At 45.7% G+C, this 19,939-nt stretch carries 20 protein-coding genes and 1 riboswitch; of the genes, 14 read left to right on the top strand and 6 right to left on the bottom strand.

Annotated features, from left to right (window positions below):
- Positions 1 to 12: 12 nt before the first annotated feature.
- The 5 genes from argB to PNUC_RS10395 are packed head-to-tail and all read left to right on the top strand — an operon-like array spanning position 13 to position 4,628.
- Positions 13 to 915 carry an acetylglutamate kinase gene (argB, locus tag PNUC_RS10415; RefSeq protein WP_011903847.1) on the top strand — a complete coding sequence of 301 codons (903 nt, stop codon included), beginning with the start codon at positions 13 to 15 and terminating at the stop codon, positions 913 to 915.
- 18 nt (positions 916 to 933) lie between these two features.
- Positions 934 to 1,584 carry a nucleoid occlusion factor SlmA gene (gene slmA / locus PNUC_RS10410; protein ID WP_011903846.1) on the top strand — a complete coding sequence of 217 codons (651 nt, stop codon included), beginning with the start codon at positions 934 to 936 and terminating at the stop codon, positions 1,582 to 1,584.
- The gene (gene metX / locus PNUC_RS10405) at positions 1,581 to 2,720 is read left to right on the top strand and encodes a homoserine O-succinyltransferase MetX (RefSeq protein WP_011903845.1); all 1,140 of its coding nucleotides are present in this window, start codon (positions 1,581 to 1,583) and stop codon (positions 2,718 to 2,720) included. The genes slmA and metX overlap by 4 nt, the downstream gene beginning before the upstream one ends.
- Positions 2,717 to 3,310 (top strand): methionine biosynthesis protein MetW, encoded by a 594-nt coding sequence (gene metW, locus PNUC_RS10400; RefSeq protein ID WP_011903844.1) that lies wholly within the window; start codon positions 2,717 to 2,719, stop codon positions 3,308 to 3,310. The genes metX and metW overlap by 4 nt, the downstream gene beginning before the upstream one ends.
- On the top strand, positions 3,303 to 4,628 hold the full coding sequence (locus tag PNUC_RS10395) for an AmpG family muropeptide MFS transporter (RefSeq protein WP_048812165.1): 1,326 nt from the start codon (positions 3,303 to 3,305) through the stop codon (positions 4,626 to 4,628). Before metW ends, PNUC_RS10395 begins: the two co-directional genes overlap by 8 nt.
- On the opposite strand, the gene PNUC_RS10390 is transcribed toward PNUC_RS10395, so the two are convergent.
- Positions 4,625 to 5,407 (bottom strand): exodeoxyribonuclease III, encoded by a 783-nt coding sequence (locus PNUC_RS10390; protein WP_011903842.1) that lies wholly within the window; start codon positions 5,405 to 5,407, stop codon positions 4,625 to 4,627. The genes PNUC_RS10395 and PNUC_RS10390 overlap by 4 nt on opposite strands.
- A gap of 8 nt (positions 5,408 to 5,415) precedes the next feature.
- Between PNUC_RS10390 and pyrE the strand changes: the two genes are divergently transcribed.
- Positions 5,416 to 6,084 (top strand): orotate phosphoribosyltransferase, encoded by a 669-nt coding sequence (gene pyrE / locus PNUC_RS10385; RefSeq protein WP_011903841.1) that lies wholly within the window; start codon positions 5,416 to 5,418, stop codon positions 6,082 to 6,084.
- 18 nt (positions 6,085 to 6,102) lie between these two features.
- Here pyrE and dapF read toward each other — a convergent pair whose 3' ends face one another.
- The 3 genes from dapF to PNUC_RS10370 are packed head-to-tail and all read right to left on the bottom strand — an operon-like array spanning position 6,103 to position 8,880.
- A complete protein-coding gene (gene dapF, locus PNUC_RS10380; protein WP_011903840.1) occupies positions 6,103 to 6,957 on the bottom strand; it encodes a diaminopimelate epimerase in 855 nt (284 codons plus the stop codon).
- A gap of 58 nt (positions 6,958 to 7,015) precedes the next feature.
- Positions 7,016 to 7,915: an LpxL/LpxP family acyltransferase gene (locus PNUC_RS10375; RefSeq protein WP_011903839.1), complete on the bottom strand. Its 900-nt coding sequence runs from the start codon at positions 7,913 to 7,915 to the stop codon at positions 7,016 to 7,018.
- A gap of 17 nt (positions 7,916 to 7,932) precedes the next feature.
- Positions 7,933 to 8,880: a lysophospholipid acyltransferase family protein gene (locus tag PNUC_RS10370; RefSeq protein WP_011903838.1), complete on the bottom strand. Its 948-nt coding sequence runs from the start codon at positions 8,878 to 8,880 to the stop codon at positions 7,933 to 7,935.
- Positions 8,881 to 8,998: 118 nt separating this feature from the next.
- On the opposite strand from PNUC_RS10370, the gene metK reads away from it, so the two are divergent.
- The 3 genes from metK (at position 8,999) to metF (ending at position 12,713) form a co-directional block, all read left to right on the top strand.
- Positions 8,999 to 10,165, top strand: coding sequence for a methionine adenosyltransferase (gene metK / locus PNUC_RS10365; RefSeq protein ID WP_011903837.1), 1,167 nt, complete (start codon positions 8,999 to 9,001; stop codon positions 10,163 to 10,165).
- A gap of 67 nt (positions 10,166 to 10,232) precedes the next feature.
- Positions 10,233 to 10,338, top strand: a riboswitch (S-adenosyl-L-homocysteine riboswitch).
- A gap of 61 nt (positions 10,339 to 10,399) precedes the next feature.
- Positions 10,400 to 11,845 (top strand): adenosylhomocysteinase, encoded by a 1,446-nt coding sequence (ahcY, locus tag PNUC_RS10360; RefSeq protein WP_011903836.1) that lies wholly within the window; start codon positions 10,400 to 10,402, stop codon positions 11,843 to 11,845.
- Between the two features lie 37 nt (positions 11,846 to 11,882).
- Positions 11,883 to 12,713 carry a methylenetetrahydrofolate reductase [NAD(P)H] gene (metF, locus tag PNUC_RS10355; protein WP_011903835.1) on the top strand — a complete coding sequence of 277 codons (831 nt, stop codon included), beginning with the start codon at positions 11,883 to 11,885 and terminating at the stop codon, positions 12,711 to 12,713.
- 28 nt (positions 12,714 to 12,741) lie between these two features.
- On the opposite strand, the gene PNUC_RS10350 is transcribed toward metF, so the two are convergent.
- Positions 12,742 to 13,359, bottom strand: a complete 618-nt coding sequence (locus tag PNUC_RS10350) for a 5-formyltetrahydrofolate cyclo-ligase (RefSeq protein ID WP_223245985.1) — start codon at positions 13,357 to 13,359, stop codon at positions 12,742 to 12,744.
- A 154-nt stretch (positions 13,360 to 13,513) separates the two neighbouring features.
- Here PNUC_RS10350 and PNUC_RS10345 point away from each other — a divergent pair, with 154 nt between their 5' ends.
- Genes PNUC_RS10345 through PNUC_RS11170 form a run of 3 tightly spaced genes read left to right on the top strand, consistent with a single transcriptional unit; the run spans position 13,514 to position 17,467 of the window.
- Positions 13,514 to 15,400 carry a lytic transglycosylase domain-containing protein gene (locus PNUC_RS10345; protein WP_011903833.1) on the top strand — a complete coding sequence of 629 codons (1,887 nt, stop codon included), beginning with the start codon at positions 13,514 to 13,516 and terminating at the stop codon, positions 15,398 to 15,400.
- Between the two features lie 28 nt (positions 15,401 to 15,428).
- Positions 15,429 to 16,337, top strand: a complete 909-nt coding sequence (locus PNUC_RS10340; protein ID WP_011903832.1) for a complex I NDUFA9 subunit family protein — start codon at positions 15,429 to 15,431, stop codon at positions 16,335 to 16,337.
- Entirely contained in the window at positions 16,337 to 17,467 is a 1,131-nt protein-coding gene (locus PNUC_RS11170) for a polynucleotide adenylyltransferase (protein ID WP_011903831.1), read from the top strand. The genes PNUC_RS10340 and PNUC_RS11170 overlap by 1 nt, the downstream gene beginning before the upstream one ends.
- Positions 17,468 to 17,470: 3 nt before the next feature.
- Here the strand turns inward: PNUC_RS11170 and PNUC_RS10330 are convergent, their stop codons facing one another.
- On the bottom strand, positions 17,471 to 18,658 hold the full coding sequence (locus PNUC_RS10330) for a class I SAM-dependent methyltransferase (protein ID WP_011903830.1): 1,188 nt from the start codon (positions 18,656 to 18,658) through the stop codon (positions 17,471 to 17,473).
- Between the two features lie 25 nt (positions 18,659 to 18,683).
- Here PNUC_RS10330 and PNUC_RS10325 point away from each other — a divergent pair, with 25 nt between their 5' ends.
- A complete protein-coding gene (locus tag PNUC_RS10325) occupies positions 18,684 to 19,505 on the top strand; it encodes an SDR family oxidoreductase (RefSeq protein ID WP_011903829.1) in 822 nt (273 codons plus the stop codon).
- A 27-nt stretch (positions 19,506 to 19,532) separates the two neighbouring features.
- On the top strand, positions 19,533 to 19,928 hold the full coding sequence (locus PNUC_RS10320) for a dihydroneopterin aldolase (protein ID WP_011903828.1): 396 nt from the start codon (positions 19,533 to 19,535) through the stop codon (positions 19,926 to 19,928).
- The last annotated feature ends 11 nt before the right edge of the window (positions 19,929 to 19,939 follow it).

Below are 19,939 nucleotides of genomic sequence, written 5' to 3'. Positions count from 1 at the left end.
TTTTAAGTAGCGATGACTAAGCATTTACCAACTATTAGTGATATCTCCCCTTTATTAAAGGCGGAGATTCTTGCTGAAGCGCTGCCTTACATTCGCGCGTATCACGGCAAGACTATTGTGATTAAGTACGGCGGAAACGCGATGGTAGAAGAGCGCCTCAAAGAAAGTTTTGCGCGCGACGTTATCTTGTTAAAACTCGTCGGTATGAACCCTGTAGTGGTTCATGGCGGAGGCCCACAAATTGATGAGGCCTTGAAGAAGATTGGTAAGACCGGTACTTTTATCCAGGGTATGCGCGTAACCGATGAAGAAACCATGGAAGTAGTGGAATGGGTTCTAGGTGGTGAAGTGCAACAAGACATTGTGATGTTGATTAACCACTTTGGTGGCCAGGCTGTTGGCCTCACTGGTAAAGACGGTGGATTGATTCATGCTAAAAAAATGATGATTCCGAGTGATGCAGAGCCAGGTAAAAAAATAGACATCGGTTTTGTTGGTGAAATTGAGGCAATTAACCCTGCTGTTGTTAAGGCCCTCCAAGATGATGCATTTATCCCGGTGATTTCTCCTATCGGTTTTAGTGCAGAAGGTCAGGCTTACAACATCAATGCTGACTTAGTGGCTGGCAAGATGGCTGAAATTCTGCACGCAGAGAAGTTGGTCATGATGACCAATATTCCTGGCGTGATGGATAAAGACGGAAAGCTGCTGACAGATTTAACTGCGCGAGAAATTGATGCACTGTTTGCTGACGGTACGATCTCGGGCGGTATGTTGCCGAAAATTTCTTCTGCATTAGATGCGGCCAAGAGCGGTGTCAATTCAGTGCACATTATTGATGGCCGTATTGAGCATTCCTTATTGTTAGAAATTCTGACCGAGCAAGCTTTCGGTACGATGATTCGCTCTAGATAAGTAGGCATCTAAATAAGCATGCGTGAATCTTTAGATCCAGCAAACATCAACGACAGCAATGCTGACGCTGGTAAAGCTCGTAAGCGACCACGCCCAGGCGAACGCCGTCTTCAAATTCTGCAAGTGCTAGCAGAGATGTTGCAGAACCCTAAGGGTGAGCGGGTTACTACCGCAGCCTTAGCTGCCAAGATTGATGTTTCTGAAGCTGCCTTGTATCGGCATTTCGCTAGTAAAGCGCAAATGTTTGAGGGGCTGATTTCTTTTATTGAGCAAACTGTTTTCGGCTTGATTAATCAGATTAATCAAAAAGAAGAATCGGGTCTTGCGCAGGCACGAGGCATCTTGCAGATGCTCTTGTACTTTGCAGAAAAGAATCCAGGCATGACGCGTGTTTTATTGGGCGATGCTTTATTACAAGAAGACGATCGCTTGCAGGAGCGTATTACTCAAGTGCTGGATCGTGTTGAGGCTTCTCTTAAGCAGGCCCTGCGCATTGCTCAAACCCAAGGTGGTAACTGGGCGCAGCTGGGTCAAGAAGAGGTTAGTATTCGCGCTGCCATGTTGATGAGTTTTGTTTTAGGCCGTTGGCATCGTTTTGCGCGTAGCGGATTTAAGAAGCTCCCAACGGAAGCCTCCGATGTTAGTTTGCGCCTTCTATTGTCAGAATGAGCGAGTTACACCTCTCTAGAAATACCATTCATTTTGCTGAGCCCCTCCCTTTGCAGAGTGGCGCCATGTTGTCTGGCTATGACTTAGTCATCGAAACCTACGGCAAACTCAATGCGGATAAAAGCAATGCAGTTCTGATATGTCATGCATTAAATGCGTCTCATCATGTAGCAGGCCCTAGCCCTGATGATCCTGCTGATATTGGTTGGTGGGACAACATGATTGGGCCGGGCAAGCCTGTAGACACTGATCATTTTTTTGTCATTGGCATTAATAATTTAGGCTCTTGTTTTGGCTCTACTGGGCCAATGAGCATTAATCCGGGAACAGGCAAGCCTTACGGCGCTGATTTTCCGGTGGTGACGGTAGAGGATTGGGTGAATACCCAAGCCCGCCTTGCTGATAAATTAGGTATTCGTAAATTTGCTGCAGTGATGGGTGGAAGTCTTGGCGGCATGCAGGCTATGGCTTGGGCCATTCAATTCCCCAAGCGCATAGACCACTGTGTTGTGATCGCATCTACCCCTAAATTGAGTGCGCAAAACATCGCATTTAACGAAGTGGCACGCAATGCCATTTTGTCTGACCCTGATTTTCACGGGGGAAACTATTACGAGCATGGCGTTGTACCAAAACGTGGTTTGAGATTGGCGCGGATGGTTGGCCACATTACTTATTTATCAGATGACGATATGGCCGAGAAATTTGGCCGCGAATTGCAACGCCCTAATGGCGAGTCTAATGACTATCGTTTTAGTTTCGATGTGGAATTTGAGGTTGAAAGTTATTTGCGTCATCAAGGTGATAAATTCTCAACTTACTTTGATGCCAATACTTATCTACTTATTACTCGGGCCCTAGATTATTTTGATCCATCACGCCGTTATGAGGGCAGCCTCAATCGTGCCTTAGCTGAAGTGCAAGCTAAGTTTTTGGTTGTGAGCTTCTCAACAGATTGGCGCTTCCCGCCAAATCGTAGTCGTGAAATTGTGCAATCTTTGCTGAGCAATAAGAGCGAAGTCAGTTACGCTGAAATCGATGCACCACACGGTCATGATGCTTTCTTATTGGATGATGAGCGATATCACAATCTCGTCAGGGCATATTTCAAGCAAATGCGTGAGGTTCAATCGTGAGTAGCCTGAATAAACGCGCTGACTTTGCGGCTATTGCCAATTGGATTGCCCCCAATAGCCAGGTACTTGATTTGGGCTGTGGCGATGGCAGTTTTTTGGATTTCTTGCACAAACAAAAACCAGTACATGCCTACGGAGTAGAGATTGATGATGCACGCGTTTTATCGTGCGTACAAAAAGGCTTGAATGTCATTCAACAAAATCTTGAAGGCGGATTAGCGCTTTTTGAGGACAACAGTTTTGATACAGTGGTTTTGTCACAGACTTTACAGACTATCCATCAAACTGAAAAAATCTTGCGTGAAGTGGTGCGTGTGGGCAAAGAGTCTGTAGTGTCATTTCCAAACTTTGGCCACTGGTCTCATCGTTTAGCGGTAGGGCTTGGTCATATGCCGGTATCTAAAAGCCTGCCTTATCAGTGGTACAACACTCCTAATGTGCGCGTTCTTACTGTGGCTGATTTTGAAAAGTTAGCGTCTAGTCTTGGGCTAAAAATAGTGGATCAATGCATTTTGCATGAGGGTCGACAAGTCACTTTGCTGCCAAACCTTTTTGGTAGCCTAGCGCTATTCCGCGTACGCCGTGCTTAATAAAGCATTACTGGTGGTTCAATCGTATTTCAAAGACTTTCGGGTTTATCTCGAATGGCCTTGTTTACGCATGCTCTTTTTGGGTTTCTCTGCTGGCTTACCACTCTTATTAATTCTGGGAACTTTGAGCTTTTGGCTTAGAGAGGCGGGGATTGATCGGAGCACGATTGGCTATCTCACTTGGGTTGGATTGATTTATGCCTTTAAGTGGGTTTGGGCGCCTTTAGTTGATCGTTTAAAAATTCCTTTTCTCACCAAGCTCTTGGGTCGCAGAAGAAGTTGGTTGATCTTTGCCCAGGCCCTCATCATTTTGGGTTTGGTCAGTATGTCTACGATGGATCCAAAGTTGGCTCTCAACTCGGTGGTCTGGTGTGCCTTACTCGTTGCTTTTGGTTCTGCTACTCAAGACATTGCATTGGATGCTTTCCGAATCGAATCGGCCAATAGTGATCATCAAGCCGCTTTAGCCGCAACCTATCAAACAGGATATCGACTGGCTTTAATTTGGGCGGGTGCCGGTGTTTTATGGCTCGCCGCACGAGTTGAGACTGGCGGTGGTTACGATGCGAGTGCCTGGCAATTTGCTTATTTATGCATGGCTGGATCAATCGGGGTTGGGGTCTTAACAACCCTGTTTAGTAAAGAGCCAGTTCAATATGAGTTAGCAAAAGCGCGCAATGCCAAAGCATGGCTCTATCAAACATTGGTTGAGCCCTTCGCTGAATTTATTCAGCGCTACCGCTGGCACGCCGTTTTGATTTTGTCTTTGATTGCTATTTACCGAATTAGCGATGTGGTGATGGGCATTATGGCGAACCCGTTCTATGTAGACATGGGCTATACCAAGGATGAAGTCGCCGCAGTCAGCAAAGTATTTGGCGTGGTGATGACTTTAGTCGGAGCCTTTGTAGGTGGTGTACTTACTTTACGCTTTGGTGTATTAAGAATCTTATTTGTTGGCGCCATTCTTTCAGCGGTCAGCAATTTATTGTTTGCATGGCTAGCAACCCAGGGCCATGATTTACATGGTTTGATTTGGGTTATCTCTGCGGACAATCTCAGCTCAGGTATTGCTAGCGCAGCCTTTATAGCGTTCTTGTCATCTCTTACCAATATTCGGTATTCAGCAACGCAATATGCCTTGTTTAGCTCGATGATGTTGCTGTTGCCAAAATGGCTAGCGGGCTTCTCAGGGGTGTTCGTAGATAACTATGGTTATCAGACTTTTTTCTACGGTACAGCGATTATTGGCGCCCCCGTCTTGGTATTAATTTGGCTCACAATCCATTTCAAGATCGTTCAAATCAAGCAAGATTAAAGCTTCCAGTCGTAATCTACCGTGAGTGGTGCGTGATCTGAAAATTTCTCATCTTTGTAGACTGCTGTTTTTTTAGCGCTAGCTGCTATTGAAGGTGTGCTGATGTGATAGTCAATGCGCCACCCCACGTTTTTTGCATAAGCCTGGCCACGATTGCTCCACCAGGTATAGCAAGTTTCTGTTGCTTTAGGTTCTAGCTCGCGATATACGTCAACATATCCCACTTGATCGAAGAGATTGGTAAGCCATGCCCGCTCTTCTGGCAAGAAGCCGGAATTCTTGAGATTACCTTTCCAGTTCTTTAAATCAATTTCATGATGGGCAATATTGACGTCGCCACAGAGAACGATTTCTCGACCAGAATTTTTAAGTGCAATCAGGTGTGGCAAGAAGCTGTCGAGATAGCGATATTTGGCCTCTTGTCGTTCTGGTGAGCTTGAGCCAGAGGGCATGTATACCGAAATCACAGATAAGCCTTTAAAGCGTGCCTCTACATAGCGGCCCTCAGCATCAAACTCTTCATTGCCGTAGCCATATAAGACCTCATCAGGCTTATGGGGTGTATAGATGCCGCAGCCGCTATAGCCTTTTTTCTCGGCATGATGAAAGAAGCCATGGAGGCCATCTGGATTGAGGATGGCGTCCTCTAAATCATCGCGTTGCGCTTTGAGCTCTTGCATGCAGATAAAGTCTGCCTTTTGTTTAACTGCCCATGGCAAGAAGCCTTTTTTGACTGCTGAACGGATACCGTTGAGGTTCGCGGAAATGATGCGTAACATGTAGGCCTATGAGCTCAAATAATTCAAATCAAGATAACTTTATTCGTTTTGCCTTAGAGGCAAAGGTTTTGTCCTTCGGAGAGTTTAAAACTAAAGCAGGACGTCTCTCGCCTTATTTCTTTAATGCCGGTGGATTTAATGATGGTGCACGACTGAGCGCTTTGGGTCGCTACTACGCAAAAGCGTTGCAAGAGTCGAATATTCAGTTTGATATGTTGTACGGCCCCGCATATAAAGGCATCACCTTAGCTGCCGCGACAGTGATCGCATTGGCTGATGCTGGTCTCAATGTGCCTTATGCCTATAACCGCAAAGAAGCAAAAGATCATGGCGAAGGCGGTGTATTGGTAGGTGCGCCCGTTAAAGGCAAAGTGGTCATTATTGATGATGTGATTTCTGCAGGTACCTCAGTACGCGAGTCAGTAGATCTGATTCGTAAGGCTGGAGCTGAACCGACTGCTGTGTTAATTGCCTTAGATCGCATGGAGCGATCAGGGACCGCAGCGGAGATTGGCGCAAAGTCTGCAGTTCAAGCTGTTGAAGAAGAATTTGGGCTGCCGGTGATTTCGATTGCCAATCTCACGGGCGTAATGTCATTCTTAACTGCTTCGAGTGATGTCCAGCTCAGTAATTATTTGCCAGCGGTAAAAGCATATCGAGATAAATACGGCATCTGATTGCAAGATCCGCAGTTCTTAGATTTCAGTTTCGCCTTCGAAGACTGTAGTGGCTGGACCAGTCATGATGACGGGATGTGCCACTTCATCTATAACTCCGCCCCAAACGATCTGGAGATCACCACCACGGGTATGCACCTTCACTGGCGAATCTAATAGGCCTCTGCGGATTCCTGAAACAACGCCTGCACAAGCGCCTGTGCCGCACGCTAGCGTTTCTCCTGCGCCTCGCTCATAAACACGCAACTTGATTTCATTGCGATTGAGCACTTGCAAGTAGCCTACATTCACCTTGTTAGGAAACGCTGGATGTCTTTCAATCGCAGACCCCTCTTCTAAGACGGGCGCGCTATCTACATCTCCAACTACCTGGACTGCATGAGGATTGCCCATGGAGAGAACGCCAACCAGGCTGTCATGAGTTGCTGGCAGATCTATTGGAAGTGCATAAAGCATTTCATGAAACTCTTGCATGCTGGCTAAACCATTTGCATTAAATGGAATAAGGTTGTGATCAAAAATCGGCGCACCCATATCAACTTCTACCTGACCATCTGGATGAGATTTGAGGGTGAGAACGGTATGCGCTACTTCAACGCGTAATGGATTTTTAGATGACAAGCCTTGATCCAAGACGAAACGGACAAAACAACGCGAGCCATTACCACATTGCTCTACTTCCCCGCCATCAGCATTAAAAATACGATAGCGAAAATCAGCATCAGGGCGAGTTGCTTTTTCAACTAATAAGATTTGATCTGCACCAATCCCAAATTGGCGATGTGCTAAGGCTTGCCATTGCTCACGTGTAATTTCACTAAGGTCTTGATCGATGCCATTGAGCACAATGAAATCATTGCCAGCACCATGCATTTTGGTGAAGCGAAGTTTGCGTTTAGCGTTGCCTGTTTGTGTGCTCAAGAAATTCTCATTACTCGTAAAGATTGGGTTCGCCCGGAGGCCTGTGTTTAAAGCGCTTATGAACCCAATAGTACTCTGCGGGCCTTTCACGAACAAGCTCCTCGATGTATTGATTTAAGCGTGCGGTATCTTTTTCAACATCATCGCTTGGAAAGTTTGGCAAAGGTTCGCTAATACGACAGGTATAGCCCTTACGATCTGGGTTAAGTGTAGTGGTCATCAGGCACACCTCTGCCCCACTGAGTCTAGATAGGCGAGATACAGAGGTAATCGTATTGGTTTGAATGCCAAAGAAAGGTACAAATACAGAATCACGAGGACCTAGATCGATATCGGGGGCAATAAAAATAAAGTTACCGGTTTGAATTTCACGAATCAGATCTCGCAAGCGACTTTGCCGTTCAATTGATTTACCCCCAAAACGATTTCTCCACTCAATCATCTTTTGATTAAAGAACGGGTTCTTCATATTTTGATAAAGCCCAGCGCCACGTGGCCAGTCATATTGACTAGCTAAAACAGAAAGAGCCATAAAGCCACCTTCAAGCCCAACAAAGTGTGGGTTGATGAGAAGGCGTGGCTTACGATCGCCCAAGGTGATGGCTGATTCAATCGTCACGATATCAGTGATTTGTTTGCCGCTTCCTAGCCAGATACGGCTTCTTTCTAGAACGCTACGCCCAAATAATTTCCAGTGTTCAAGGGCTAATGCATCGATTTCTTTTTCGCTCAGATTGGGAAAGCACAAACGTAAATTGGTTTTGACTACATGCGTGCGACTATTCGGTATATGGGCAGCGAGCCAGCCTAAGCCGTAACCAACGTGAACAGTAATGGTGTACGGCAAGAAAGCAAATAAGCGCAAGAGATTGAGCGCAAGAAAATTGAAGAGGTTTTGTAACCAGGTCATTTCAAAAAAAGATCTCTTTATAAATTACTTGGAGGTAATTCTGCACCAGTTGGATGCTTGTAGCGGTTATAAGACCAAATAAACTGTTCAGGCGCCACTAACACTGCATTTTCAATAGCGACATTGAGCTCTGCAGCAGCGATAGTGGCATCTTCAGAAAGAGGTGCAAGACGGGTTGCTTGCATTAGCCAGCCTTGGCCAATTTTTTTGCGCTTTGCCGTGAACATCACTACCGGAGTGTTGTTCCGATTGGCGAGTCTTGCGGGCAGCGGTGTTGTATAAGCAGGGCGTCCAAAGAAGGGCACCCAAACACCTTCTCCACCACTGGGTACCTGATCTGGCAGGATCCCGATGGCCTCACCACGTGTCAGGGCCCTTGTCATTTGACGTACGCCATTGAGGTTGGTGGGTACGAAATGCATATTAGGATAGGCCCGACCTTCCTCCACGACTTCATTGAGCCATTCTTGACGTGATGGACGATACAAAATGGTGGCAGGAAAATGTTGAGCTAATACTCGCGGGATGATTTCAAAGCCACCGAGGTGAGGGGTGAGCATGACTAAGCCATGGCCCTCATTGATTGCAGACTCTACTAAATCCCAGTTTTGTACTTCTACTAAACAGAGTGCCTTAGCTGGATTGCGCCAAATCCATAGGCTGTCAGAAAACAGCATGCCTGATGCCCGAACTGCCTCCCAGAGTTTTAAAGGCAGGCAATAAGAAGTGATGACGGCCTCATATTGCGGTCTGAAGAGTGAGCGGTATTGCTTAGAGCCCACATAGGCTAAAAGCCCCAAAAAGGACCCAATGACCTGCACTAGAGCAAGGGGAAGAGCGGCAAGCGTATTGAGGCTGAGCTTGAGAATGAGTTTTCGCACCCCCCAATGATATTCAATGATGCCGAAGGGGCCAAATTTCAATCCAGCTTGATGAAATAGGCCTTTTTCAGATAAAATGGCCACATCGCTGAGTTAAGGCAACTTGCAGGGCGATTCATAAATTCTGCTAAAGCGTCGCCGTTGTGGTTCCTGGCACGTCGAGTTGTCCCAATGATCGTGTTAATTTTTAAAGGAATATGCAATGGCAAACGATTACTTCTTCACCTCAGAATCCGTTTCTGAAGGTCACCCCGATAAAGTAGCAGACCAAATTTCTGATGCAATCTTGGACGCCATCTTGGCCCAAGATCCTACTGCACGTGTTGCAGCAGAAACTTTATGTAATACCGGTTTAGTGGTTCTTGCTGGTGAAATTACTACCCACGCTAACGTTGATTACATTCAGGTAGCACGCAATACATTGCGTGAAATTGGTTACGACAATACAGATTACGGTATCGATTACAAAGGTTGCGCAGTGTTAGTTGCTTATGACAAGCAAAGCCCCGATATCGCACAAGGTGTTGATAAGGCTCATGATGATGGTCTTGACCAAGGCGCTGGCGACCAAGGCTTAATGTTTGGCTATGCATGCGACGAGACTTCTGAGCTCATGCCTATGCCAATTCATTTGTCACATCGCTTAGTAGAGCGTCAATCACAATTGCGCCGCGACGGCCGTTTGAACTGGTTGCGTCCTGATGCAAAGTCACAAGTGACATTGCGTTATGTGGATGGTAAGCCTGACTCAATCGATACAGTTGTTTTGTCAACTCAACACGATGAAGAGATTTCTCTCGAGAAATTGCGCGAAGCGGTTATTGAAGAAATCATCAAACCAGTATTGCCTAAGCATTTAATCAAAGGTGCGATCAATTTCTTGGTTAACCCAACGGGTCGTTTTGTTATCGGCGGCCCACAGGGTGATTGCGGTTTAACTGGCCGTAAGATTATTGTGGATACTTACGGCGGTGCAGCCCCTCACGGCGGCGGCGCTTTCTCTGGTAAAGATCCATCTAAGGTTGACCGTTCTGCTGCATACGCTGGACGTTATGTTGCAAAGAACGTAGTGGCTGCAGGTCTAGCAAGCAAGTGCTTGATTCAGATCTCTTACGCTATTGGTGTTGCTAAGCCAACTTCAGTGATGGTGAGTACATTCGGTACAGGCAAGATTTCGGATGAAAAGATTGCTCAATTGGTTTCAGAGAATTTTGACTTGCGTCCAAAAGGTATCGTGAAGATGCTGAACCTCTTGCGCCCTATCTATCGTAAGACTGCTGCTTATGGCCACTTTGGTCGTGAAGAGCCAGAATTTACTTGGGAGCAAACAGATAAAGCAGCTGCATTACGTGCGGCAGCAGGCCTGTAAGTAGGAAATACGCAGTTTGTAGGTGTATTGAGGCGAAATATGCCGTAATTGTTTACAATTACGGCATACCTTCAAGGAGCGTTGCAAGGATTGCTGAGACCCAGCACTTCCCCAGGCTTGAAGGGAGTGGGCTCCTAAACGGAGTTTGCTAATTGCAACCGCGCTCGCTAACCCATGATTCAATGGCTAGCGAGTTTCTACTCCAGCATTGGATCGTATTTAGCTGGAGCATTAATGAATACCGTATCTGATTTAAATAACTTTGTAGCAACTCGTTGCGCAATTGCTGATATTTCATTGTCCGATTTTGGTCGTAAAGAAATTGCGATTGCCGAGACTGAGATGCCGGGCTTGATCGCCATTCGTGATGAATTTGCTGCACAACAGCCATTACGTGGTGCACGCATTACTGGTTCATTGCATATGACCATTCAAACTGCGGTATTAATCGAGACGCTTGAGGCGCTTGGTGCTGAAGTGCAATGGGCTTCTTGCAATATTTTCTCTACACAAGACCACGCAGCGGCAGCCATTGCTGCTAACGGCACACCAGTATTCGCAATTAAAGGCGAAACCCTCGAGCAGTACTGGGACTTCACCCATCGTATTTTTGAGTGGGCTGATGGCGGTTACACCAATATGATTTTGGATGACGGTGGCGATGCTACTTTGTTATTGCACCTTGGTGCACGCGCTGAAAAAGATCAAGCTTGCTTGAATAATCCAACTAGCGAAGAAGAAACCATTTTGTTTGCAGCCATTAAGAAAAAATTGGCGCAAGATCCAACTTGGTATTCAACACGCTTAGAAAAAGTGAAGGGCGTGACTGAAGAAACTACTACCGGTGTACATCGCTTGTATCAAATGTTTGCCAAGGGCGAATTGAAGTTCCCCGCGATTAACGTCAATGACTCTGTGACTAAAAGTAAGTTCGATAATCTCTATGGTTGCCGTGAGTCCTTAGTTGATGCGATCAAGCGTGCAACAGACGTGATGGTTGCAGGTAAGGTTGCAGTAGTTTGCGGCTACGGCGATGTGGGTAAAGGCTCAGCCCAAGCATTGCGTGCACTATCTGCTCAAGTATGGGTTACTGAAGTAGATCCAATCTGCGCATTACAAGCTGCCATGGAAGGCTATCGTGTTGTAACAATGGATTACGCTGCTGATAAAGCTGACATCTTTGTTTCTGCAACTGGTAACTACCACGTGATTACACATGACCATATGGCCAAGATGAAGAATCAAGCCATCGTTTGTAATATCGGCCACTTCGATAATGAGATCGATGTTGCGGGCATTGAAAAATATAAATGGGAAGAGATCAAGCCACAAGTTGACCATGTGATTTTCCCGGCTGCCAATGGCAAGCCTGAAAAGCGCATCATCATTTTGGCCAAAGGTCGTTTGGTGAATCTAGGTTGCGGTACAGGACACCCTTCTTATGTCATGAGCTCTTCATTTGCAAACCAAGTGATTGCACAGATTGAATTGTGGAATGCAGTAGGTACAGATAAATACCCAATTGGTGTTTACACATTGCCTAAGCATTTGGATGAGAAGGTTGCCCGTTTACAGCTCAAAACTCTCAATGCAGAATTAACTGTGTTATCAGATCAGCAAGCTTCTTACATTGGTGTGACAAAGGAAGGCCCATACAAGGCTGACCACTATCGTTATTAATCTAATTACTGTTCAATAGATATCTAGGCCCAAAATCATGGAATTAAGCGTCGAATTCTTTCCTCCAAAAACACCTGAAGGTGAGAGTAAGCTGCATCTGGTGCGCGAGCGCTTTTCAGAAACGCTCAAGCCATCGTTTTATTCTGTGACCTTTGGTGCCGGTGGATCTACCCAGTCTGGCACATTAAAAGTGGTGAGCGACATTCATGCTGCCGGCGCAGCAGTTGCTCCTCACTTATCTTGTGTTGGTAGCTCACGTGAAAGCGTGCGTGAAATGCTCAAGCAATATCAGGCTTTAGGTGTGAAGCGCATTGTGGCTTTGCGCGGTGACTTGCCATCTGGCATGGGTCAGTATGGCGAGTTTCATCATGCCAATGAGTTGGTGGAATTTATTCGCGCAGAAACCGGTGATTGGTTTCATATTGATGTGGCTGCATATCCAGAAACTCACCCCCAAGCGAAGTCACCGGCAAGCGATGTCGATTTTTTTGTTCAGAAAATTAAAGCTGGTGCTAATTCTGCCGTGACTCAGTATTTTTACAATAGTGATGCGTATTTCCGCTTTGTAGATGAGGCTTATGATTTGGGTGTCACCCAGCCCATTATTGCGGGCATCATGCCCATTACCAATTGCACTCAGTTGTTGCGCTTCTCAGATACATGTGGTGCTGAAATACCACGTTGGATTCGCTTGCGTCTTCAGTCCTATGGCGATGACATTGCTTCCATTAAAGCCTTTGGCGAAGAAGTGGTTACCGACCTGTGCGATCAGCTCTTAACTGCTGGCGCTCCTGGTTTGCACTTTTACTCACTAAACCAAGCAGATGCTGTATTGGCTATTGCGGATAATTTAGATTTAACTAAATAAGTTAAATCAGATGATTTGTAAGGACTGCCTAGCCAAGCAGTCCGGTTTCAGTTAACAAGAGGTCCAGCGGCTCATCATGAGTTTGCGCCGCCCACTGATCATCATTCAGTTTTTGCCAATCAAAGCCCACTCCAATACAAATGAGCTGCGGCTGGTCTTTGCGTAACTGGGCTAGTGTTCTATCAAAATAACCTCCGCCGTAACCTAAGCGCCAGTAGTGGGTTTTGCCATTTAGCATGGAAGATGACCAGCCAACGCAGGGAATGAGGATGCAATCAGGCATGGCCTGTGGCCTTGAGGTGTTATCTGGGTTTGGCTCAGGCACTCCATGTTGGCTTGGAATCAATATATCCCCTTCAGCCCATTGATAAAAATCGAGATGCTTATCAGGGCGAGCATAGGGAAGGCTTATTTGGCGGCTGGAATCGCTATTTGCCCATGCCAGCAGCGTAGGACGTAAATCCACTTCATTTTGAATCGGCCAATAAGCAGCTATTGAACGCAAGGCTTGGCCCCGTGTTGCAAGAAAGTCATTTAGATGACCTATTAAGCAATCTTGTTTTTCACGGTAATTATGCTTAGCCGCAAATTCTTTGCGTTGTAATAGCAGTTCTTGGCGAAGAGTTTTTGGCGAATTACCGTGCATATCGTTCATTATCAGGCGAAAATTAGGAGATATAGTAAACAAATTAGCACCCAGTAAATACGCATAAGGTTAGATAGTGAAAAAGATGTTTCAAGCGCGGAAATACAATTTTTATCAGTGGGCTCAGTTTTTCATTTTGGGGCTGGCGCTGGCCATGCCCAGCGCCTTCGCTGAGAAATTAAAGAAACCAAGTTTGCCAAAGTCTTATGAGAGCAAAGCAGCTCCTGCCGAAATCACCGACACCGATCGGATGTTTATTGATTTACGGGAGGCCGCCAAAAAGAATGATATCTTTCGTACACAGCAGCTTTCTTCAAATTTGGCGAATTATCCATTTGATGACTATGTGGCTTATTTTCGAATTAAGCCGCAATTATTTGACAGTGGCGGTGCGGCACGTGGAGACTACAGTGCTGACTCACAAGTGATTGCCTTCTTAAATCAATATCAAGGTACTGCGTTGGCAGACCGAATGCGCAATGATTGGTTGCTAGTTTTAGGTAAGCGTAAAGATTGGTCGCGCTTTGATATTGAGTATGCCAAGTTTGTATTGGATGATGATACGCAAGTAAAGTGCTATTCACTTTTATCAAAATTGTCACAAGGCGAAAACCCAACTAAGCTAGGTATTGACGCTCGATCAGTGTTGTTGGATCCCAGCTATTTTGGCCAAGCCTGTCAGGAATTGGTACCTTCATTAGTGGCTGCTGGCGGTATGAATCCTAGCGAGGCCAAAGCAATTGGCCGTGCTGCTAGCGAAAAAGGATATGACACGATGGCTCGCCGTCTCGGCGGCGAAGATCCAATTGCAGATGTTGTGAAATCTGCTAAAGCCGATCCATCTAAAGCGTATAAAGATTTTTCACAGAATGCTTCTCGCTATAGCAAAGAGAACCAAGCTGTTGCTTGGGGAGTCATTGGACAATTTTTAGCAAAGAAATTAGATCCTAATGCGGATGACGCCTACCGTTTACAACAAGACCTTGGTTATAACGAGCTACTTTCTGTTGAATCACAGGAGTGGAAGGTGCGTGCCGGCTTACGTGCTAAAGATTGGGTCTTGGTAAAGAATGCCATTGATGGTATGAATCCCGCAGTACGAAGCAAAGATCCAGCATGGACCTATTGGTACGGACGCGCATTAAAAGCCGAGGGCCAAGAGGCTAAAGCGAGAGAGAACTTTGAACTCATTGATGAGCAATACAACTTTTATGGTCAACTTGCACGTGAAGAGTTAGGCAAGTCGAATCATGCGCCTGCACGAACTAAGGTCACTGACCAAGAGATTGATGTAATGGCTAGCCGTAAAGGATTTATTCGCAGTGAGCGTTTATACGCCATGAACCTGCGCTTTGAAGGTAACCGCGAATGGAATTGGGAGCTACGTAATATGTCGGATAAGCAATTGCTTGCCGCAGCGGAATATGCCAAGCGAATTAATTTGTATGACCGTGTTGTGAATACTGCCGATCGTACAAAACAAGAGCATGATTTCAGCTTGCGTTATCCAACGCCCTACCGTGATGAGCTTTCTCCAATTGCCAGGCAGATCGATTTAAACCTAGCTTGGGCTTATGGCTTGATTCGTCAGGAGTCCCGCTTCATTATGAATGCCTCTTCATCGGTGGGTGCTTCTGGTTTGATGCAAGTGATGCCAAGTACTGCTAAGTATGTTGCCAAGAAAATTGGGATGATCAATTACACCAACGATAAGTTAAGTGATACCAACACCAATCTCACTTTGGGTAGTAATTATCTTAATATGGTTTTGATTGATTTGGATGGCTCTTGGGTATTAGCATCTGCGGCATACAATGCTGGACCTGCACGTTCAAAAGCATGGCGAGAAAAATTAAATGGGCCTACTGAAGGCGCTATTTTTGCTGAGACCATTCCCTTTCCAGAGACGCGAGTCTACGTCAAGAACGTGTTATCAAATGCTAATTACTATTCATCTGTATTGAATGGACAGAGTCAATCTTTAAAACAGCGTTTAGGAGTTATTACGCCTAAGGCCGCTACTCCATCTGAATTACCCTAAGCGCTGATATACAGCGAGAAAAGCCCCCATGAAATATGACATTCTTCTGATTGGCGGTAATGGATTTGTGGGGCGCGTAATAGCGGCTCAGTTACAGGCAGCTGGTTATTCGGTATTAATCCCAACTAGCCATGTTGTTGCGGGTCGAGAGTTACGTCTGTTGCCGAAGGTACATCTCGAAGATGCGGATGTTCATGACTTTGATGAATTGCAAAATCTCTGTGGTCGCATTCAGCTAAGAGGGGCAGTCATTAATTTAGTAGGCGTGCTGCATGACAAGGAAGCTCAGCCTTATGGAAAAGTGTTTAAGGCTGCGCATGTAGATCTCCCTAAAAATATTATTACTGCGATGCAGTTGCATGGCCTTAAGCGTTATCTTCATATGAGCGCCTTAGGTGCGAACTCACAGGGGCCATCGATGTATCAGCGTAGCAAGGGCGATGGAGAGTTGGCTGTTAAAGCAAGTTCACTCGATTGGACAATTTTTAGGCCATCAGTCATTTTTGGTGCGCAAGATCAGTTTATTAATTTATTTTCCAAGCTTACTAAATTATTTCCAGCACTACCTTTGGCAAATTATCAGGCGCAATTTCAACCCGTTAGCGTAGATGATGTAGCTAGTGCATTTGTAGGTGCACTGACGATGCCACAAACGATTCATCAAGTCTATGACCTGGTTGGCCCGACTGTTTACAGCATGAAGGAGATTGTGGAATTGGCTGCACGCAAGGTACATACAAAATGCGTCATTATTCCTGTCCCCGCATTTGTTGGATATTTACAGGCATTGGCATTTGAGTTTTTGCCTGGTCCCACTTTGATGTCACGCGATAATATTGCATCAATGCAAGTTCCCAATGTTCTGCCCGTAAATGCAGTAGATGCATTACCTGATGTATTCAAGATAAGTCGACGCAGTCTAGAGGGCATGCGGTAATGAAGATCTATGCCGTCGGCGGCGCAATTCGCGACACCTTGATGAGTTTACCGGTTCACGATATTGACTATGTTGTTGTGGGCTCGAGTGTTGAGGAGATGGTTGCTAAAGGCTTTCGACCAGTTGGTAAAGATTTTCCTGTTTTTTTGCATCCAGACACACAGGCTGAATATGCCTTAGCCCGTACCGAAAGAAAAACAGGTAAAGGGTATAAAGGTTTTCATTTTTATGCTGATCCATCGGTAACTCTAGAGCAAGACCTAGAGCGTCGTGATTTAACCATCAATGCAATGGCGCAAGAAGTGGGGCTAGATGGAACATGGATTGGGCCGATCCTAGATCCCTATAACGGACAAGAGGATTTAGCTGCCAAAGTATTTAGACATGTATCAGATGCATTTGCAGAGGATCCATTGCGTCTTTTACGCATCGCACGCTTTGCTGCTCGCTTTCCAGAATTTAGCGTTGCCGATGAAACGATGATCGCTTTGAAAGCCATTGTTCAATCGGGTGAGTTAGCGGCTTTATCGGCAGAGCGTATTTGGCAAGAGTTAGCCAGGGGAATGACTGCGGCAAAGCCCATGCATATGTTTCAAGTCTTATTGAATACGGGCGCTGCAAAGACTTTCCTGCCGGCCACATTAACCAATCAACTTGCACAAGAAGTATTCCGTGAAGAGTTGATATCTCATTATGAGTTAGTTGGGAATTATTTAGAAGAGCGTTGTGCTGTAACGCTGATGAGGCTACCTTCAAGTGAGATTCGTTCATGGGCAGACTGTGTTCGCATGCCAACAGAGGTGCGTGATTTTTCCGAGATCTTTAGTGAGCTCAATACACTCATCCTGAAAACTACTGAGGGTAAATTTCAGGCTGTTGATGTTTTAGCTTGGTTCAATCGTGCCGATGTTTGGCGTAAGCCAGATCGTGGTCAAGCTTTATTAAGGTTGGCCGAACAATTAGGCCTACCTGTTTCCACCCTGATTCAATCAATGAGAAATGCTCAGGCTATCAATACGGCAGAGATCATTGCTACTGTGGCAGCAGAAGATCGCTCTAACGGTGATCGTATTGGGAGTGCTTTTTGGGCAGCAAGACTGGCAGCGATTTCTGCCGCGCTCCAGTCTTAGTTATTAAAGGCGATTTCTCCCACGCAGACCTGGAAGATCTTCCAGTGTGTAGCCTGGCAATAGAGAGTCTAGATTTTTTGAGAAGGCAAAAGCTTTAAATAATTCACCCATCTCTGCTTCCGACAATAATTTTTGTAATGAATTCGAAATCGGCAAAAAAGTCTCTGGATTGCTTGGGTCACCAATCTCTAAGGCAATATCACCAATGCCGGCATCCAGTAGATAAGCGGCTTGATTGGTGAGATAGACATCATCCGCATTTTCAGTCAGTGCGCTACGAGCAATTTGTGACCACTCCACGTGAGTGGTGATATCACATAAGCCTGGTAGATAAAACGGATCTTGAATTGCGTGATGACGGTGATGTGCCATGAGAGTGCCTTCCAGTCTTTGCGGGTGGTAATACTCGCCTTCAGGAAAGCCATAATCAAAAGTTAAAAACAAGCCAGAGTCTAAATTTCTCGCCACTTGACGCATCCAGTCATTCGCTGGCGCATGAAGTTCGGTGACGTAACTTTCTGAAAAGCTAGCGCTCAATAAACTCTCAGGTAGTAAATCCTGCTCTACCGGAGATCCCGTCTTCCAAATCAGCTTGCCATCATTTAGTGCCACTCCATACCAATACCAAAATCCATTTTGATAAACAATTGCGTCACAAGGAATCGCATCAATGACTTCGTTTGCAAGAATCACTCCCTTGAAATTCTGCGGCAATGCTTTCAACCAGTCACACTGAGTAGATGAGTTCAGTTGATCAACTGTTTTGCTAATGTGTTCTTTTTGACGCTGCGCCAAGTCAGGAGAGATTTCTAGGATGTCGTATCGATCCAGGCTGAAATCGAGGTCATGAAGGCGAGTCAGAATCGAGCTAGCCAATTTGCCCGTCCCTGCGCCAAACTCCAGAATTTGCGTAGGTAGACCCTGTGCTTTGAAGCCTTCCAGTACTGGTAGTAGGGTTGAACAAATCGCAGCCCCAAATAAGGGGCTTAGCTCGGGAGCCGTTGTGAAATCACCCCCTGATCCCAGCTTATGGGCCCCGGCGCTGTAATAGCCCATTGCAGGCTCATATAGGGCCATTTCCATAAAACGGGAAAAGGGTATCCAACCGCCCTCTGAGTTGATCTGAGAGCTTATTTTGGCCCTGAGGAGCTCGCTATGCTCCGTTTCTAGGCTGGTCAAGGTAATATCCATAGCTCGCTAGTCTAAGAGAATTTAATTGAACCCTCGTTCAAACACCCCATCCGAGTATCCAAGAGCGGTTTTAGTGACCGGCGCTGCTAAGCGCTTGGGTCGGGAAATCGCCTTGCAGTTTGCCCGCCAGGGTTGGGATGTAGCCATTCATTATGGGCGCTCTGAGCAGGAAGCTCAAAAAACACTGACTGATATTCAAGGTCTTGGGGTCAAGGTAGCCTTGTTTCAGGCAGACTTGGCCGACGAGGGGAATATTGAAAAGTTATTTTCTGCTGTCACCCAAGAATTTCCACATTTGCATTGCCTAGTAAATAGCGCCTCGATCTTCGAATACGATCGCTCTAATTCCGCTTCACCTCTGACTGCAAAAATCCTGCAGTCCCACATGCAAGTAAACCTGACTGCACCTATCTTATTGTCACAAAAAATGTTTGAGTTTCAAAAGGGTAGGACTGAGAAAAATCCGTCAGCAGATAGTGGCCTTCCTTCTGTCATTCAATTGCTTGATCAAAAGCTGATCAACCTCAATCCTGATTATTTGTCATATACCCTATCTAAGGCTGCGCTTCTGACCTCGGTTGAATTGCTTGCGGTGGATTTTGCTCCGCACCTCAGGGTAGTTGGGCTAGCACCCGGTATCTCTTTACCATCAGGCGATCAAACAGATGATGGTTTTTCTAAAGCGCATCAAATGACGCCGCTAGAAAAATCTTCGACGCCGCAAGATATTGCCAAAGCTGCAATATTTTTGGCTGATGCTAATGCCATTACAGGTACCACCTTATATGTCGACGGCGGACAACATTTACTTCCTTCATCACGTGATGTGATGTTCAAGACAAATTAGAACTAAAACCATACAAAGAAATTATTTATGCACGCAATTCTTTCTCATCCTGCTTTAATTGATTGTCGTCGTTTATTTTTGCGCGACTATGAAATCTATATCAATATTGGGGTGCATGATTTTGAGAAAAAAGCAGAGCAGCGCGTCATTCTGAATGTGGACTTATATATTCCCTTGGCCATGAATACGCCCATGCAAGATCAGCTAGATGAAGTCGTGGATTACGACTTTATGCGCGAAACTATCAAGGCCCGTGCTTCTCAAGGGCATATTCACTTGCAGGAAACCTTTTGTGATGACATAGCAACAGCCATGTTGGTTCACCCGAAGGTATTGGCTGCGCGGGTGAGTACAGCCAAGCCAGATGTGTATCCCGATTGCCATTCTGTCGGTGTTGAAGTGTTTCGCATTAAGCAAGCTTAAAACGCATTGAG

It is taken from the genome of Polynucleobacter asymbioticus QLW-P1DMWA-1 (assembly GCF_000016345.1).
GTDB classification, from domain to species: domain Bacteria; phylum Pseudomonadota; class Gammaproteobacteria; order Burkholderiales; family Burkholderiaceae; genus Polynucleobacter; species Polynucleobacter asymbioticus.
Note: the sequence above shows the minus strand (reverse complement) of the source record. Positions and strands in the feature narration are given on the sequence as shown.

Excerpts from the sequence above, each read along its gene's own strand:
- slmA (WP_011903846.1), top strand. The coding sequence starts at position 934 with ATGCGTGAATCTTTAGATCCAGCAAACATCAACGACAGCAATGCTGAC.
- metX (WP_011903845.1), top strand. The coding sequence starts at position 1,581 with ATGAGCGAGTTACACCTCTCTAGAAATACCATTCATTTTGCTGAGCCC.
- PNUC_RS10350 (WP_223245985.1), bottom strand. The coding sequence starts at position 13,359 with ATGCACGGTAATTCGCCAAAAACTCTTCGCCAAGAACTGCTATTACAA.
- PNUC_RS11170 (WP_011903831.1), top strand. The coding sequence starts at position 16,337 with ATGAAGATCTATGCCGTCGGCGGCGCAATTCGCGACACCTTGATGAGT.
- PNUC_RS10345 (WP_011903833.1), top strand. The coding sequence starts at position 13,514 with ATGCCCAGCGCCTTCGCTGAGAAATTAAAGAAACCAAGTTTGCCAAAG.
- PNUC_RS10375 (WP_011903839.1), bottom strand. The coding sequence starts at position 7,915 with ATGACCTGGTTACAAAACCTCTTCAATTTTCTTGCGCTCAATCTCTTG.
- PNUC_RS10390 (WP_011903842.1), bottom strand. The coding sequence starts at position 5,407 with ATGTTACGCATCATTTCCGCGAACCTCAACGGTATCCGTTCAGCAGTC.
- pyrE (WP_011903841.1), top strand. The coding sequence starts at position 5,416 with ATGAGCTCAAATAATTCAAATCAAGATAACTTTATTCGTTTTGCCTTA.
- metK (WP_011903837.1), top strand. The coding sequence starts at position 8,999 with ATGGCAAACGATTACTTCTTCACCTCAGAATCCGTTTCTGAAGGTCAC.
- argB (WP_011903847.1), top strand. The coding sequence starts at position 13 with ATGACTAAGCATTTACCAACTATTAGTGATATCTCCCCTTTATTAAAG.
- metF (WP_011903835.1), top strand. The coding sequence starts at position 11,883 with ATGGAATTAAGCGTCGAATTCTTTCCTCCAAAAACACCTGAAGGTGAG.
- PNUC_RS10320 (WP_011903828.1), top strand. The coding sequence starts at position 19,533 with ATGCACGCAATTCTTTCTCATCCTGCTTTAATTGATTGTCGTCGTTTA.
- PNUC_RS10340 (WP_011903832.1), top strand. The coding sequence starts at position 15,429 with ATGAAATATGACATTCTTCTGATTGGCGGTAATGGATTTGTGGGGCGC.
- ahcY (WP_011903836.1), top strand. The coding sequence starts at position 10,400 with ATGAATACCGTATCTGATTTAAATAACTTTGTAGCAACTCGTTGCGCA.
- dapF (WP_011903840.1), bottom strand. The coding sequence starts at position 6,957 with ATGCATGGTGCTGGCAATGATTTCATTGTGCTCAATGGCATCGATCAA.
- PNUC_RS10330 (WP_011903830.1), bottom strand. The coding sequence starts at position 18,658 with ATGGATATTACCTTGACCAGCCTAGAAACGGAGCATAGCGAGCTCCTC.